This window comes from Streptomyces sp. NPDC002513 (genome assembly GCF_053595355.1).
Genome location: NZ_JBSFXK010000049.1, coordinates 1 through 16,301, shown reverse-complemented (window position 1 = coordinate 16,301; position 16,301 = coordinate 1). Strand labels below are relative to the sequence as shown.

Genomic DNA, 16,301 nt, shown 5'->3' with positions numbered 1-16,301 from the left:
GCCGGCGCGCAGAGCCCGCAGCCGGGCGAGGGCGGACGCCGAGGAGCACGCCACCGGCCGGGGCGGTCGACTGGACCCGCCGCCACCCACCGACTGAAACCAGTCAGAGCCGGTCACAACTGTCCAGCGTTGTAGCCGTTCTGTGGCACTTCCCCACGCAACCCGCCGTCCCGCCGGTCCGTCTCGCTCCACGGAACCCAAGGGAGGCCCCCCATGCAACGACGTACGTTCATCGGCGGAAGCACCACCGTACTCGCGACGGCGTTGACCGCCGCGTGCACCGGCGGTATCAGCGGCTCGGCGGCGGCCGCGGGCACATCGGCAGCCACGGGCACGTCGATGCGTACGGCCACCGTCGGCGCCCGCGCCGCCGCCGACTGGACGGCACTGGCCAAGGACCTGGCGGGCGTCCTCGTCCGCCCCGGTGACCACGCCTGGCCGACGGCCCACCAGCTCTACAACACCCGCTTCGACTCCCTGAAGCCCGCGGCGGTCGCGTATGTGGCGCACGCCGACGACATCCGCACCGTGCTGGCGTACGCCCGGGCCCACCACGTCAAGGTCGCGATACGCAACGGCGGCCACTCCTACGCCGGTTGGTCCTCCGGCGACGGCCGGCTGATCATCGACGTGTCGAAGCTCGGCACGATCCGGGCGAGTGGCGGCGAAGCGGTCGTCGGCGCGGGCTCCAAGCTGATCGACGTCTACCGCGCGCTCACCGCGAAGGGCGTGACCATACCCGCCGGCTCCTGCCCCACCGTCGGTGTCTCCGGACTCACCCTCGGCGGCGGCCATGGCGTGGTCTCCCGGGCGTACGGACTGACCTGCGACAGCCTCACCCAGGCGACCCTGATCACCGCCGACGGCAAGCAACTGGTCGCGAACGCCACCGAGAACAAGGACCTCTTCTGGGCCCTGCGCGGCGCGGGCAACGGCAACTTCGGCGTCGTCACCGAACTGCGGTTCAGGACGCATCCGGCACCCCAGGCGGTGTCGGCCTACCTCACCTGGCCCTGGTCCAAGGCCGCCGCCGTCCTCAGCGCGTGGCAGGAGTGGGGTCCCGACCAGCCCGACGAGATCTGGTCCTCCTGCCACCTGGAGAACGGCGGCACGCCCACCGTCTCCGTCGCCGCGTTCTCCCTCGGCACCTACGGGGAACTCCAGAACGCGGTCGACCGCCTGTCCGCGAAGGTGGGCTCCCCGGCCCGGGGCATCTCGCTCAAGCGGCATGCGTACAAGAGTGCGATGGAGGCGTACGCGGGCTGCTCGTCCTTCTCCGCCGATGCCCAGTGCCATCTGCCGGGTTCGACCCCGGGCCGCTCCCCGCAGGGCGCCCTCGGCCGTGAGACGTACGCGGCGCACTCGGACTTCTTCGACCGCTCGATCCCGGCGGCCGGCATCCGGACGATCCTGCGGCAGATGACGCAGGTCCGGGGCGGGGCGGGCAGCGTCGCGTTCACCGCGCTCGGCGGTGCGGTCAACCGGGTCTCACCGACGGCCACGGCGTTCGTGCACCGCAGCTCGCGCATGCTGGCGCAGTACATCGCGAGCTGGCCCGCGGGCACCTCCGGTACCGCGGCCCGGTCCTGGCTGACGTCCGCGCACACCGCGATGCGCGGCTACGCGTCCGGGGCCGCGTACCAGAACTACACGGACCCGACCCTGACGAACTGGCGCACGGCGTACTACGGGGACGCGGCCGCCCGGCTCACGCGGCTCAAGCACCAGTACGACCCGAACGGTTTCTTCACGTTCCCGCAGGCGCTGTAGGGAACGCTCCGCGCGGGGCCGCCGCATCGGGCCGCGTCGCCGGGCCGCGGCCCACGGCGGCGGCCGTGCGGCGGCCGGTGCGGCCGGCCGCGGTCACGCGGCCAGGTCCCGCTCCTCCGCCGGCTGTTCCGTGCGCGCCCCGGGAATCACGGCCTGCGCGGTACGCGCCCCGCGGGACCGGACCAGCCGTCCGGCGCGGGGCGATGCCTCGACCGCCTTCATGAGCGGGGTGAGCAGCGCCATGGCGAGCGGGGAGAGCAGCAGCGCGACGGCCGTACCGAGGGCGAAGCCCCCGACGACGTCCGTCGGGTAGTGCACCCCCATGTAGACCCGGCAGAAACCTTCGAGCAGCGCGAGTCCCAGGCCGACGAGCCCGAACTTCCGGTGGGCGACGAACAGGGCGACCGCCGCGGCCATCGTGAGCGTGGCGTGGTCGCTGACGAAGGAGTAGTCCGTCCTGCCGGTGGCGAGGACGTCGAGTCCCTGGTGGTCGACGAACGGCCGGGGGCGGTTCACGAAGCCCCGGATCGGCACGTTCACGAGCACCGCGAGGCCGGCGGCCAGCGGGGCCCAGACCAGGGCGGCGACACAGGACGCGGCATCGGCACCGCCCCGCCGGCGCACGGTCCACCAGCACCACAGGATGAGCAGGACCATGGCGAGCAGCAGTCCGTACTCGCCGACGAACTCGATGACGCGGTCGAACCAGTGCGGCGCGTCCTTGGCCAGGCCATTGATGTCGTACAACAGATCGACGTCGGGGTTCGACCCGGATTCGGCGAGTGCAGCCATCGTTCGGCCCCTTCGTCGTCTGTCTCGTTCCACGGACGCGCCGGTGCGCGCGCCGTTCCACCACCCCGTGGCCGTAGATCCGCTCCACGTCAAGCCGGCTGCCGTACGTCAACGCTCTACGTCAGAAGGAACGCACAGCCTTCCGGTCCGCGTTCCGGATTCCACACAATGATCACGCAGACGTTATCGAAGAGAGACTCGTCTTCGCAGCTCAGCGGGGTGTGCGGAACCGAGAGTTCCGGCCAGTGCGCAGGTGTGCGCATGTCCTTCACACCCCGGTTCACACCCTCGTGGGCAGTGCTTTCGCGCCATCTTCGGTGACCCGTGTCGCCCCGAAGTAGTCAGGGGTGTCGATCGGGTCGAAACGGATCACGGCACCGGTCCTGGGCGCGTCGATCATGTAGCCGCCGCCGACGTAGATCCCGACGTGCCGGATGGCGCGGGAATCGGTCAGATCGTCGGAGAAGAACACCAGGTCTCCCGGGAGCAGTTCGTCCCGTTTGGGGTGGGGTCCGGCGTTGTACTGGTCGTTGGCCACGCGCGGCAGCGTGACGCCCACGCTCTCGTACGCGGCCTTGGTCAGTCCGGAGCAGTCGAAGCGTCCGCCCTGGTCGGCGGTGCCGTTGCCGCCCCACAGATACGGGGTGCCGAGCTTCTTCTGCGCGTAGTAGATGGCGCCGGCCGCCTGCTTCGACGGGTCGACCCGGCGCACGGGCGCGGCGAAGCTCTTCGCCAGGGTCGTGATGGTCTTCACATAGTTCTGGGTCTCCTGGTACGGCGGCACACCCCCGTACTTGATGACCGCGTACGCCCCCGCGTTGTACGCGGCGAGCATGTTGTCCGTCACGCTCCCGGGGGCGTCCTTCACATACGAGGCGAGCTTGCAGTCGTACGAGGCGGCCGACGGGATCGCGTCGCGCGGGTCCCAGACGTCGGCCCGTCCGTCACCGTTGCCGTCGATGCCGTGGGTGGCCCAGGTGCCGGGGATGAACTGCGCGATCCCCTCGGCCTTCGCGGGGCTCTCGGCGTTCGGGTTGAAGCCGCTCTCCTGATAGAGCTGGGCGGCGAGCAACGCGGGGTTGATCGCGGCGCACAGGTTGCCCCACTTCTGCACGATCGACGCGTACGCGGCGGGCACGGCGTTCTTGGCGAGCCCGACGGACCCGTTCCCGAGGCCGTTCACCAGGCTCCCGGCCGCCATATAGACGCCGACGACGAGCAGCATCACGAAGCTCAGTGCGGCACCGACGGCAGCGGTCGCCCATATCCACGCCTTACGCACCGTCAACCACCCCTCGCCGCACGGGAGTCCGCCGAGGGTCAGTGTAGGGGCGCGGGGCCGCCAGGTGACCGGGAAAGAGCTGGTCCGGCCACCGCCGACGAACAAGATCGGCCAATTGTGGGCGGCTGAGGGGGCGGCCAGGGGGCAACGGGGCTCCGCGGCTGTCTGACGGGGGTGGCCCTACGGTCGTCTCGCGGGGGCCTCACGGCCGTCCCGGTGGGGCCTTGCGGCCGTCCGGCGGGCTCCGGCGGCCGGGGTCACCCGCCCGAGGCGGTCCGGTACAGGTCGGCGGCCTCGTCCTTCAGGACGACGCTGTAGGAGACATCGTCGGTGGAGCCGCCCTGCTCATGGCCGCCGAGCACGCCGACGACATCGCCGTCACCGTTCACCCAGGGGCTTCCGCTGGTGCCGCTGCTGAAGTCGGGGCACGCGATGCGCTGTTGCGTGGCGCTGTGGGTGGTCGGCTTGTTGACGCACCTTATCGGCGTTTCGCGGGAGTTGGGGTATCCCGTGACGGTGACCGCGGTGGCACCGGTCTGCCGCCCCGTGACGAACCGGTTGGCGCCGACGATGTCCTCGATGTCGACACCGCCGATGGTCTCCACGGTGGCGAAGCCGACGTCGCTGTCCTCGTCCTCGTCATTGCTCCAGCCGTCACCCACGAATGTCTTGGTGATCTTCCAGAGCCCGTACGGGGCCTTGCCGTCCCGGTAGCCGGGGGCGAACCAGGTGGCGCCGGTGCCCAGGCAGTGCGCGGCGGTCACGATGAGGTTGTGGGCCTTGCTCTGCACCACGGAGGCGGTGCAGAAGTGCCCGCCCTCCAAAGCGCCGCCGGGGCCGAAGAGCGCACCGACCCGTGAGGCGGCCGCGTCGGTCTGGGCCTCGGTGGTCACGCCCAGCGGTCCGGGACCGTCGTCGGCTGCGGCCACGGAGGAGGCCGTGACGGCCAGCAGCACGAGAGCACCGAGGAACGCGTGCCGACGGTTGCCAGGGGGGCGTGTGATGCGGTTCATCACCGTCCACTGTGACCCACGAAGGTGAGAAAAACCCTGTCAGCGCTCTGAAATTAACCTATGAGTTTCCGTCGCCGCAGGTCAGTGCGCGCAATCGGCCCACGGCGGCCTCGCCCCTTCGGGCGTACGGTCTTACCCGGCAGGGATACCCCGCCCCGCGGAAGACCTACCCGCCCGTGTACGCCGCGGTCGTCCGCTCCGCCGCGGCCCGCGCCGCCTCCTCCGGCTCGCCCGCCGCCGCGTTGGCCTCTCCCCAGGCCGTGCTGCTCAGCGTGATGAAGCGGCGTCCTTCGTCCGACGCCAGCCAGGCCAGCCCCGAGGCGGGGTCCGCGGAGGCCCCGGTCGCCAGATGACGGGACAGCCCCAGCAGGCCGGTGTCCCAGCCCACGCCCACCGCGCCCGGGCCGAATTCGGCCCACCGTTCGTCGTCCACATGAGCGATGTGCTCCAGTTCGAAGCGCGTCCGCCCCTCCGCGACCGGCGTCAGCCGCAGCTCGATCCAGCTGACCTCGCCACCGAATTCCCAGGTCGCGAAGAATCCCTTCGGCGGGTCGCAGCGTTCGATCGTGCCGCCGGCGTTGCCCTGCAACTGGAAGCGCCCGCCGAGGCGCAGTTCGCCCGAGACGGGCAGGAACCAGCGCGGGATGCGCTCGGGGTTCGTACACGCGTCCCAGAGGTCCTCGAGCGGGGAGTCGTAGACGCGCGAGATCGTCACCACCCGCGCCTCGCCCGCTCCGAACACCTTGCGGCCCACCTGCCGCCGTACGGAATTGATCTCGTGCGTCACGTCAATGCCGTCGAGCATCGTTCTCTCCTTCCAGGCGGCGTGCCCGCCTTCCTCGCGCCAGCTCCGTCTCCAGCGCGTCCAGCCGTGGGGCCCAGAACCGCCGGAAGCGGCCCATCCACTCGTCCACGTCGCGCAGCGGCTCCGCGTTCACCGCGTACAGCCGCCGCGCTCCCTCAGGACGCACCGTCGCGAAGCCGTTCTCCCGCAGCACCTTCAGATGCTGGGAGACCCCCGGCTGGGATATCCCGAACTCCGCCGAGATGACCTCGCAGACCGCCCCGGACGTCATCTCCCCGTCCGCGAGCAGTTCGAGGATCCTGCGGCGCACGGGGTCTCCGAGCACATCGAATGCGTGCATGGACGGGACACTATCAGCGTCCACTTATATAAGGAATCACTGAGACAGTGTCGGGACGCCGCTCGCGGACCGCTGAAGACGCCCAGTCCCCGAAGAACCAGGCGGTCCACGGCGAGTTGGGTCAAGAGGGGATCAGCGCGTGGCCATCAAGCGGCCATCGAGACGTAACGCGCGGATCTTGTTCGGTAATGCGGAAGTCAGGATTCCAGAAGCCTCTTGTTGTCACGTACTCAACAAGTCATCGTCGTCCGCGGGCCCTCGTGGCCCTTCCGCCGGGGACACCGTACCGGCGGACCCGCACGCACCCGCACCGCCCCTGTCACCCCCTCCCAGGAGGCAGTACGTTGCGCATCACCCTCTCCGACAGATCCAGCCGCCCCGGCCGCCTGCGCCGCACGGGCTCCATCGCTCTCGCCGGCGCCGCCCTCGTCCTCGCCGGTTTCGGCACCGCCGTCCACGCGGACGCCGCGGCGAGCGCCACCTCCTCGAAGGTGACGTGGACCCGCGCCTGCGCCACCCCGAACAAGGCCGGGGAGATGGCCTGCAAGGCGCTGCGCGTCACCGGCGGCATCACCGCGTTCCAGAAGGCCGAGGCCAAGGCGGAGGGGGTCGCCCCCAGGGCCGCCGACGCCGCCACCCCCTCCGGCTACGGCCCGAGCGACCTCCAGGCCGCCTACGGCCTGACCGCCGCGGCCGCCGCCAAGGGCTCCGGCGAGACCATCGCGATCGTCGACGCGTACGACGACCCGAACGCCGAGTCCGACCTCGCGACGTACCGCTCGCAGTACGGTCTGTCGGCCTGCACCACCGCCAACGGCTGCTTCAAGAAGGTCAGCCAGACCGGCTCCACGACCTCCCTGCCCACCCCTGACGCCGGCTGGTCCGAGGAGATCTCCCTCGACCTGGACATGGCCAGCGCCATCTGCCCGAACTGCAGCATCACGCTCGTCGAGGCCAAGTCCGCCAGCATGACGAACCTCGGCACCGCGGTGAACGAGGCCGTCAAGCTCGGCGCGAAGTACGTCTCCAACAGCTACGGCGGCGGCGAGTCCTCCTCCGACACCAGCTACGACTCCTCCTACTTCAACCACCCCGGCGTCGCCATCACCGTCAGCGCCGGCGACGGCGGCTACGGCGCCGAGTACCCGGCCGCCTCCCAGTACGTCACCGCCGTCGGCGGCACCGCCCTGTCGAAGTCGTCGTCCAGCCGCGGCTGGACCGAATCCGTGTGGAACACCAGCAGCACCGAGGGCACCGGCTCCGGCTGCTCCTCCTACGACACCAAGCCCGCCTGGCAGACCGACACCGGCTGCGCCAAGCGGACCGTCTCCGACGTGTCGGCCGTCGCCGACCCGGCGACCGGCGTCTCGGTCTACGACTCCTACGGCGTCACGGCCGGCTGGTACACCTTCGGCGGCACCAGCGCCTCGTCCCCGATCATCGCGGGCGTCTACGCCCTCGCGGGCACGCCCTCGAGCGGCTCCTACCCGGCCAAGTTCCCCTACACCGCGGCCGGCACGTCCGCCCTCAACGACGTGACCAGCGGCAGCAACGGCAGCTGCACCACCACCTACCTGTGCACCGCGCGGGCGGGCTACGACGGCCCGACCGGCTGGGGAACCCCGGAGGGAGTCGCGGCCTTCACAGGCTGACCTCCGGGCGACAGGCCGTCGGCGCGGTGCGTGGGGCACTCGTCCGACGGCCCACCAGAGAACGGGCCGTGGCATCCAGCCGCGGCCCGTTCCCCGCGCGTTGGGGGCGCGAGCACCGCGCCCGCCGGGGCGCGAGCATCCGGCGCACTCCACCTCACCGGCCGGTTGCAGCCTTCCGCTCGTACGGGTGACCCCGATACCGAACGCACCGGTCCCACGGGCCGTCCCGAGTCGTCGCGGCACAAAGGGGATTAACGACAGAACCGCACACCAGGTTCCGATTCGGCCTCATTGCCCGTCGTGACCTGCCGTGATACACACAGTGACCATACGCCCCTCGCCTCGCCGTTTCACGTTCTCACAAGGGGCCTGAACGGGCCGAGGGCAAGCCACACGTACGAAATCCGCCAATCAATGACGCCAAGTCGACATACCACGGCGTCATTGTCAGCGAGAATGTCCGTGACCTCTGCGCGCGTGGCAGGGGCTACGGAACTACCCACCAGGGGCGGTGACTTACATGCATCTCGCGGCCGCAAAAGGCGACATCAACACGATCATCGGCGGAATCGCCCCCGACTGGGGCCCGTTCGGCAGCCTGGGCAACGAGGCTCGTGTGATGGTCGAAGTAGTGATGGCCGTCGCCATCCTGCTCTGTCTGGCGATCGCGATCTGGGGCGCGGCCAAGCAGCGCATCGGCGCGACGGCCCTGCGCGACACGTTCAGCGCCGAACAGGGCAAGGGCCTGATCATCGCGGGGCTGACCGGAGTCTTCATCATCGGCTCACTCGGCACGCTGTTCACGATCGTGTACGGCATGGCCGTGTAGGGCGGTCCCGGACCGCCACGACCCGCCTGGCGCGCCGTCAGTCCCGTCGAGGCCCGCCCGGTCTGCTCCTCCGACCCATCCGTCCGTCGCGCCCACCGGCTGAGGTTGCGTTTCTCTGATGTCGAGTCACCACACCGCGTCCGCGCGGGAACCCGCACGGCTACCGTCGTACTTCCACACGTTTCGCCACGAGGCGCGGAACGGCAACGAGTTCGAGGGGGCGTACGCGACGTGAGTCCCGGTGACGGTGCCTCCGGCGGGGGCGAGGGAGAGTACGGCGGCGTCGGGCAGACGCGAACGCGGCTGCCCGACCGGGCCGGTGACGTGTACGGGGGTGCCCGGCGGGGCCGGTCCTCCTCACGCAGCCTGGCCACGGTGGTCGGGGTGGTCGTCCTGCTGATCGCCGCGATCGCCTTCGCGAACCGCGGCGGGGGCGGCTCCTCTTCGTCAAAAGACCCCGGCGGCAACAAGGCGGGCGCGGCCCCCACCGCAGCCACCGGCACCCACCCGGTGCGCACGCAACCGGGCTCGATCCCCTCGGGCTACGCCCATGACGAACAGGGGGCCCAGTCGGCGGCGGCGAACTATGCGGTGGCGCTGGGTTCGGCCGACATGTTCAAAAAGGACAGCCGGCACAGAATCGTCGACACCATTTACACACCGGCTGCCGCCGGCAAGCTCCAAGGGCCGATGGACCAGGCGTACTCGGCAAGCTTCCTCGGCAAACTGGGACTGGATGCCGACGGCAACGCGCCGGCAGGCAACACCTTCGTGTCACGCACGATCCCGGTGGGTACCAAGATCTCGCAGTACGGAGCCGACGGCGCCAAGGTCTCGGTCTGGTACATGGGGCTCATCGGCATGTCCGGCCAGGGTTCCACGAACCCCGTCAGCTCCACGTGGGAGACATGGACCTTCAAGCTGCAGTGGTCCAACGGCGACTGGAAGATCGTCACGGACTCCCAGACGAACGGCCCCGCTCCGGTGCCCGGCGATGACCAGGCCGCTACATCCGACGTGATCAGCAAGGCCATCGAAGAGTACGGAGGGTTCACTTATGCCCGGTAGCCCGCGACACGTACTCAAGCTCGCGGCCGCATTTGCCGCCGTTCAGACCACCGCCGTCCTGCTTGCCACTCGTGCCTTCGCAGCGCCGTCACCCTCGCCAACGCCCTCGAACGACCCGTGCGACCTCCTGATCGGCCCTTCCAAGAAGTACTGCGAAAAAGGCAGCTCCCCCAGCTCAGGCGGCCCCTCCAACCCCCTCACCGACAGCCTCGACCCCCTCTCCTCCCTCGCCAAGGGCTGTGCCCACGCCGCCTCCTGGACCGTGACCAAGCTCAGCGAGGCCGTGCAGCAGACCGCCAGCGTCGACTTCACCAACCCCGCGTTCCTGCGCCAGTACGGAATCGTCTTCGCGGCGTCGGCCATCCTCACCCTCCTGCTGTGGCTTCTGGCCGTCGCCAAGCGGGCGGTCCGCGGCGTCCCGTTCGCCACCGCCGCCTCCGAAGCCGTCGGCTTCCTCTGGCTCACCGTGCTGTCCTCCGCCTTCACCCCGCTGGTCCTCTACACGGTCGTCTCGGCCACCGACTCCGTCAGCGACGTCCTCGCCAAGACCACGGGCAACCAGACCGACACCTTCTTCGGCGCGTTCTCCGGCGCGCTCAGCAAGGGCACGGACATCGGCGGCGGCCCCATCATGCTGATCATCGTGTCGCTCGTCTCGATCCTCGCCGCGGGCGTCCTGTATCTGGAGCTGTTCCTGAGGGCGGTCCTGCTGTACGTCGGCGCCCTCCTCGGCGTGGTCGTCTACTCGGGGCTCGTCGACAAGAACCTCTGGGGCCACGTCCGCCGCTGGGCGGGCATCATGATCGCGGTGATCCTGGTCAAACCGGTGATCGTCATCGTGCTCGGCCTCGCCGGCGCCCTCGCCACGGACAACGGACCAAACTCCCTCGCGGCCATCGTCTCCGGCCTCGCCATCATCCTGCTCGCCATCTTCGCGAGCGGCATGATCTACCGCTTCGTCCCCGGTTTCGGCGACGAGATCGCCGCCTCCCGCAACAACCGCATCATGCAGGGCGCCGAACGCAAGGCCGCCGCCGTGATCAGCTCCCCGGCGACCCTCGTCGCCCAGGGCATCAAGACCCACAGCGCCCGCGCCGACACCGGCGGCGGCCAGGGCGGCGGCCAGCCGCCCCGCCCCGCCAACCCCGTGAGCGGCGGCGTGGCCGCCCACGGCACGCGCGCCCCGGGCGGCGGCGCCGCCCCCTCCGCGCCCCCGCCGCGCACCAGCCCGGCCGACAGCCCGCACGCCGGCAGCACCCGCAACAGCAGCACCAACCGCACAGGAGGTGAAGGGCGTTGACGACCCAGTCGCATGTGTCGCATCCGGTCACGCCCCGCCGGACCTATCTGATCGGCCGCGCCCGGCCGAACGCGATCATCGGCCGCAACCGCGAGTCCGGCGAGATCGTGCTGATCATCGCGGGCGCGTTCCTCGGCATGATGTGCGGGCTCCTCGTCCCGGTCCTGTCCCTGCGCATCGTGCTCCTGATGAGCTTCCCGCTGCTCGCTCTGGCCGCCGTGTACGTCCCGTACAAGCACCGCACGTTCTACAGGTGGTTCGAGATCAACCGCAGTTACAAGCGGAACCTGCGGCAGGGGACGACGTACCGGAGCGCCGCGATGGAGGCGGGCACCGCGTTCGACGGGCGTGAGATCGAGGTGGGTCCGCCGCCCGGCATCGGGCGGATCAGCTGGCTCGCCGCCCCCTTCGGGCCGGACGAGATCGCCGTACTGCTGCACGCCGACCGGCGCACCGTCACCGCCGCCATCGAGATCGAGGGACCGGGCGTCGGCCTGCGCGACAGCGAGGACCAGGAGGCCCTCGTCGACCGCTTCGGCACGCTGCTGAAGCACGTGGCGAACGGCGACGGCTTCGTCACCCGCCTCCAGATGCTGGCCCGCACCCTGCCCGCCGACCCGGACGCACACGCCAAGGACGTCGCCCAGCGCGGCGACGACCGCGCCCCGGCCTGGCTGCAGCAGTCCTACGACCAGTTGCAGTCCATGGTGTCGACGAGCAGCGAGCAGCACCGCGCCTACCTCGTCGCCTGTATGCACTACACCCGCGAACTCGCCGCCGAGGCCCAGGCCATGGCGCGTGCCGCCCGGCCCCAGGGCGGCAAGAAGGTCGACCGGGACGCGGGCCTCGCGGTGGTCATGGCGCGTGAGCTGACCGACATCTGCTCACGGCTGCAGGATGCCGACATGCGCGTACGGCAGCCGCTGGGCCAGGGCCGCCTCGCCTCCCTCATCCACTCCATGTACGACCCCGACCACCCCATCGACCACATCCAGGCGATGACCAAGCGCAACGCCTGGCCCGCCGAACTCGACGCCGTGGAGCCCACCTACCTCCAGGCGAAGACCCGGGAGTCGTCGACGCGCGCCCCCTGGTGCCATGCCACCGCCTGGGTCAAGGAGTGGCCGATGACCCCGGTCGGCGTGAACTTCCTGGCGCCTCTGCTGGTCCACACCCCGGACGTCATCCGGACCGTCGCCGTCACCATGGACCTCGAACCCACCGAGGTCGCCATCGAGCGCATGCTGACCGAGAAGACGAACGACGAGGCGGAGGCCAGCCGCGCCGCCAAGATGAACCGCACCGTCGACCCCCGTGACCTCGCCGCCCACTCCCGCCTCGACCAGCGCGGCGAGGACCTCGCGAGCGGCGCCGCGGGCGTCAACCTGGTGGGCTACATCACCGTCTCCGCCCGTTCGCCGGAGGCATTGGGCCGCGACAAGCGGACCATCCGCGCCTCGGCCGGCAAGTCGTATCTGAAGCTGGAGTGGTGCGACCGCGAGCACCACCGGGCCTTCGTCAACACACTCCCCTTCGCCACCGGCATTCGGAGGTAAGGACCTGATGCGGGATCCGCTGTCCGTCCTGACCGACGCCTTCACATCCTTCCTCTTCGGAAAGGTCGAGACGACCCGGCTGCCCGTCCGCACGTCCACGGGCCAGGCCCAGGCCGTCTACCTGCCCACCGCCGCACCCGGCCTGGGTGACTCCGGGGTGATCATCGGCCGTGAGGTCTACTCCGGGAAGGGCTATATCTACGACCCTTTCCAGCTCTACGGCCAGCAGCTCCCGGCACCGCACTGGCTCGTCCTCGGCGAGTCCGGCAACGGCAAGTCGGCACTCGAGAAGACCTATGTGCTGCGCCAGATGCGCTTCCGCGACCGGCAGGTCGTGGTCCTGGACGCGCAGGGCGAGGACGGCGTCGGCGAGTGGAACCTCATCGCCGAGGAACTGGGCATCACCCCCATCCGGCTCGACCCGACGGCAGCCCTGAACCACGGCATCCGCCTCAACCCGCTCGACCCGGCGATCACCACGACCGGCCAGCTCGCCCTGCTGCGCACGATCATCGAGGTCGCGATGGGGCACGGCCTGGACGAGCGGTCCGGCTTCGCCCTGAAGGTCGCGCACGCCTACGTCAACGAGACCATCGTCGAGCGCCAGCCCGTGCTCACCGACATCGTCGAACAACTGCGGCACCCCGAACCGGACTCGGCGGAGGCGATGAACGTCGCCCTGGACGACGTACGGGCCTGGGGCCTGGACGTGGCGCTGGTCCTGGACCGTCTGGTCGACGGTGACCTGCGGGGCATGTTCGACGGGCCGACGACGGTCGGCATCGACCTGGACGCCCCGCTGATCGTGTTCGACCTGTCCCATATCGACCGCAACTCGATCGCCATGCCGATCCTGATGGCGATCGTCGGTGTGTGGCTGGAGCACACCTGGATCCGCCCCGACCGGAAGAAGCGCATCTTCCTGGTCGAGGAGGCCTGGCACATCATCAACAGCCCGTTCGTCGCCCAGCTCTTCCAGCGGCTGCTGAAGTTCGGCCGGCGGCTCGGTCTGTCCTTCGTGGCGGTGGTGCACCACCTCAGCGACGTGGTGGACGGAGCGGCGGCGAAGGAGGCGGCCGCGATCCTGAAGATGGCGTCGACCAGAACGATCTACGCCCAGAAGGCGGATGAGGCACGGGCGACCGGCCAGGTGCTCGGTCTGCCGAGGTGGGCCGTGGAGATCATCCCGACGCTGACGCCCGGCATCGCGGTCTGGGACGTCAACGGCAATGTGCAGGTGGTCAAACACCTGATCACGGAGTCGGAACGGCCGCTCGTCTTCACCGACCGCGCGATGACGGAGTCGTCGAGCGACCGTCGGGCGGACGACGCGCTGCACGCCGCGGAGCTGGAGGCGGAGGAGCGGGCGGCGACGTTCGTGGAACAGCGGATGGGCGACCTGGACGGCTCGTCCGAGTCCACGGTGGCTTGAGACTGGAGCCCCGATGAGACCAGACAGGGAACAGCGAGAGCTGCGGGACGGCCGGGGCGGCATCCCCGACGGCCTGCTGGTGGGTTTGCTGACCTTTCTGCTGGGCGTGACGCTGATGGTGTGGACGGCCACGGGCCTCGCGGGCTGGTTCTCGCGGGGCTCCTGGCCCGACGGCGTCCGCTTCAGCCGTACGCCGGTGGCCATACGCCATCTGGTCGGCCATCCCCATGACCTCCCGGGCGCGTGGCCGGACGCGCCAGCCGGCCAGCTACCCGGGTACGGGCTGTTCTGGGGGCTGTTCATAGGCGAACTGATGGTGCTGTTCGTGCTGACCGTGTTCGGGATCGGCACGGTGGCGCGGTGGAAGGCGGTCCGGGCACGGAGGAAGGCGCCGGCCGCGGCCGGCGGCACGCCGTACCCGGCGACCGGCACACCGGCTCCGGCGCTCGGCTCGCCCGCACCGGCCTTCGGCTCACCTGCTCCGGGCACCGGGAGCCCCGTCCCGGCCGTGGGCGCATCCGCTCCTGCCGCAGGCGTGCCGGCCCCGTACGCAGGCGTGCCGTACCCGGGCGCCGCCCCCACTCCGCTGCCCACCGCGCGCCCCGCCGGGGAGGAGCCCCGTCCCATGGAGCACCTCCTGGCAGGGCCGCTGCCCCCGGAGGTTCCTCTCCCGGCCACGGTGGAGCAGAGACCGGCCGCCCCGCTCACCGGTACGGGCCCCGCACAGCACGGCACCGCCACCCCCTGGACCCCCGCGTCCGTGGTCCTCGGCACCCCCGACATCCGCCTCCCCGTGGCCGCCCAGGCCGTACGTGACGCCGAGGGCCCCGCTCTCGTCATCACCTCCAGCCCTGCCCTGTGGTCCGAGACCAAGGACGCCCGAGCCAAGCTCGGTCCCGTCCTCCTCTACGACCCCTCCCATCTGTGCGACACCCCGGCCAGGCTGCACTGGTCCCCGTTCTCCGGCTGCGAGGACAAGGCGACGGCCGCGGCCCGCGCCGTGGCGCTCCTCGCCCCGGTGCGCCCCACGGCCCGGATCGACCAGGCGGTCGCCGATGTGGCGGAGACGCTCCTGCGGAGCTATCTGCACGCCGCCGCCATAGACGGCCGTACCATCCGGCACATCCACCGCTGGGCCCAGGGCAACCAGGTCCAGGAGGCGGTACGGGCGCTGCGCACGCACACCAAGGCGTCCTCCGGCGCGGCCGGGGAGCTGGAGGCGGCGCTCACCTCGTACCCCGAACGCAGGGACATGGCCCAGGAGTTGACGGCACGCGCCCTGTCCTCCCTCTTCACGGTCAACATCCGCGAGGCATGCACACCCAACCGAAATGACAGCCTCGCCTTGGATTCCTTCGTCGACGAAGGGGGCACGCTTTATGTGGTCGGTGAATCCATCGAGGACCCCAGACAACACCCGGGCGCGATGCCGCTCCTGACGGCTCTCGCCTCCAGCGTGGTCGAGCGCGGCCGGCGCATGGCCGAACGGTCATCCTCCGGCCGCCTCGACCCACCACTCACCCTTGTGCTGGACGATGTGGCGGCCGTGGCACCCCTGCCCCGGCTCCCGGAGCTGCTCGGCACCGGAACAGACCGCGGCCTGCCCACCCTGGCCCTGCTCCGCTCACGCGAACAGGCCCGGGCCCGCTGGCCGCAGTACGAACTGCCGGTGTAGCAGCGCCTGCTAGAGCCGTTCGAACACCATCTCCAGCTCGGACTCCCCCGAGTCCTCCGCCAGAGGAACGGTGACCCCGCTCGGCATGAACCCCACCTTGCGGTACAGGGCCCTGGCCCGGGCATTGTCCTCGTGCACGATCAGCCGCACCCGCTCGACGCCGCGCGCCCACGCCCACGTCAGGCCGGCGTCGAACAGCGCTTCGGTCAGTCCGCTTCCCCGGTGCTCGGGCCGTACGAACACGCCGACGACGTGCCCTTGCTTCCGTTCGACCGGAAGCCCGGCCCAGTCCTTCGTCCCGGCCTCCTCGACCAGCACCGTCAGAGTGCCGGCCCAGCGGCCGTCCGCCCCCTCCGCGATGATCTGCTGCGCCTCCGGCGCCCCCTCGGCCACGTTCGCCGCCCGCTCCTGCCAGAAGGTGTCCGGCCTGGCCGAGGCCTCCTCGAAGGTCTCCAGGAACGCGAGGTGCGCGACCGGGTCCTGGAGCGCGGTCAGCCGCAGCTCCTTCACCGCGGGCCACTCCTCGGGGCGTATGGACCTGATCTCGTAGGGCATATGGCCACCGTAGCGACCGAACGCGCCAGGTGCGGCCCCATTTTCGCGAGGCCGAACCCACCCGGCGAGCGCAAGGAACGCGAAAGAGCCCCAACTCCGGGACAATATCCCGGAGTTGGGGCTCTTTCTCACATTTAGTTCGGCGGCGTCCTACTCTCCCACAGGGTCCCCCCTGCAGTACCATCGGCGCTGTAAGGCTTAGCTTCCGGGTTCGAAATGTAACCGGGCGTTT

General features: G+C 70.4%; 14 protein-coding genes and 1 rRNA gene. 8 read left to right on the top strand and 7 right to left on the bottom strand.

Features of this window, described 5'->3' with window-relative positions:
- Window positions 1-213 precede the first annotated feature (213 nt).
- Window positions 214-1,770, top strand: coding sequence for an FAD-binding oxidoreductase (locus ACWD5Q_RS26515; RefSeq protein WP_451429550.1), 1,557 nt, complete (start codon window positions 214-216; stop codon window positions 1,768-1,770).
- Between the two features lie 93 nt (window positions 1,771-1,863).
- On the opposite strand, the gene ACWD5Q_RS26510 is transcribed toward ACWD5Q_RS26515, so the two are convergent.
- From ACWD5Q_RS26510 to ACWD5Q_RS26490, 5 genes are all read right to left on the bottom strand, one after another.
- Complete coding sequence (locus ACWD5Q_RS26510) at window positions 1,864-2,562, bottom strand: phosphatase PAP2 family protein (protein WP_451429549.1); 699 nt, start codon at window positions 2,560-2,562, stop codon at window positions 1,864-1,866.
- A 280-nt stretch (window positions 2,563-2,842) separates the two neighbouring features.
- Window positions 2,843-3,850, bottom strand: a complete 1,008-nt coding sequence (locus ACWD5Q_RS26505; protein ID WP_451429548.1) for a C40 family peptidase — start codon at window positions 3,848-3,850, stop codon at window positions 2,843-2,845.
- 251 nt (window positions 3,851-4,101) lie between these two features.
- Complete coding sequence (locus tag ACWD5Q_RS26500) at window positions 4,102-4,857, bottom strand: trypsin-like serine protease (protein WP_451429547.1); 756 nt, start codon at window positions 4,855-4,857, stop codon at window positions 4,102-4,104.
- A gap of 166 nt (window positions 4,858-5,023) precedes the next feature.
- Window positions 5,024-5,662, bottom strand: a complete 639-nt coding sequence (locus ACWD5Q_RS26495; protein WP_451429546.1) for an SRPBCC family protein — start codon at window positions 5,660-5,662, stop codon at window positions 5,024-5,026.
- Window positions 5,646-6,002, bottom strand: coding sequence for an ArsR/SmtB family transcription factor (locus ACWD5Q_RS26490; RefSeq protein WP_451429545.1), 357 nt, complete (start codon window positions 6,000-6,002; stop codon window positions 5,646-5,648). The genes ACWD5Q_RS26495 and ACWD5Q_RS26490 overlap by 17 nt, the downstream gene beginning before the upstream one ends.
- A 344-nt stretch (window positions 6,003-6,346) precedes the next feature.
- Here ACWD5Q_RS26490 and ACWD5Q_RS26485 point away from each other — a divergent pair, with 344 nt between their 5' ends.
- From ACWD5Q_RS26485 to ACWD5Q_RS26455, 7 genes are all read left to right on the top strand, one after another.
- Window positions 6,347-7,654 (top strand): S53 family peptidase, encoded by a 1,308-nt coding sequence (locus tag ACWD5Q_RS26485; RefSeq protein ID WP_451429544.1) that lies wholly within the window; start codon window positions 6,347-6,349, stop codon window positions 7,652-7,654.
- Window positions 7,655-8,174: 520 nt separating this feature from the next.
- Window positions 8,175-8,483 (top strand): hypothetical protein, encoded by a 309-nt coding sequence (locus ACWD5Q_RS26480; protein ID WP_043441655.1) that lies wholly within the window; start codon window positions 8,175-8,177, stop codon window positions 8,481-8,483.
- 231 nt (window positions 8,484-8,714) lie between these two features.
- Window positions 8,715-9,551: a hypothetical protein gene (locus ACWD5Q_RS26475; protein WP_451429543.1), complete on the top strand. Its 837-nt coding sequence runs from the start codon at window positions 8,715-8,717 to the stop codon at window positions 9,549-9,551.
- On the top strand, window positions 9,541-10,851 hold the full coding sequence (locus tag ACWD5Q_RS26470) for a hypothetical protein (protein ID WP_451429542.1): 1,311 nt from the start codon (window positions 9,541-9,543) through the stop codon (window positions 10,849-10,851). The genes ACWD5Q_RS26475 and ACWD5Q_RS26470 overlap by 11 nt, the downstream gene beginning before the upstream one ends.
- Entirely contained in the window at window positions 10,848-12,407 is a 1,560-nt protein-coding gene (locus tag ACWD5Q_RS26465; RefSeq protein WP_451429541.1) for an SCO6880 family protein, read from the top strand. Before ACWD5Q_RS26470 ends, ACWD5Q_RS26465 begins: the two co-directional genes overlap by 4 nt.
- 7 nt (window positions 12,408-12,414) lie before the next feature.
- Entirely contained in the window at window positions 12,415-13,839 is a 1,425-nt protein-coding gene (locus tag ACWD5Q_RS26460; RefSeq protein ID WP_451429540.1) for an ATP-binding protein, read from the top strand.
- A 13-nt stretch (window positions 13,840-13,852) separates the two neighbouring features.
- Complete coding sequence (locus tag ACWD5Q_RS26455; RefSeq protein ID WP_451429539.1) at window positions 13,853-15,514, top strand: type VI secretion protein; 1,662 nt, start codon at window positions 13,853-13,855, stop codon at window positions 15,512-15,514.
- A gap of 9 nt (window positions 15,515-15,523) precedes the next feature.
- On the opposite strand, the gene ACWD5Q_RS26450 is transcribed toward ACWD5Q_RS26455, so the two are convergent.
- Window positions 15,524-16,069 carry a GNAT family N-acetyltransferase gene (locus ACWD5Q_RS26450; protein WP_451429538.1) on the bottom strand — a complete coding sequence of 182 codons (546 nt, stop codon included), beginning with the start codon at window positions 16,067-16,069 and terminating at the stop codon, window positions 15,524-15,526.
- 137 nt (window positions 16,070-16,206) lie between these two features.
- Window positions 16,207-16,301 (bottom strand): 5S ribosomal RNA (gene rrf / locus ACWD5Q_RS26445); the annotation flags it as partial.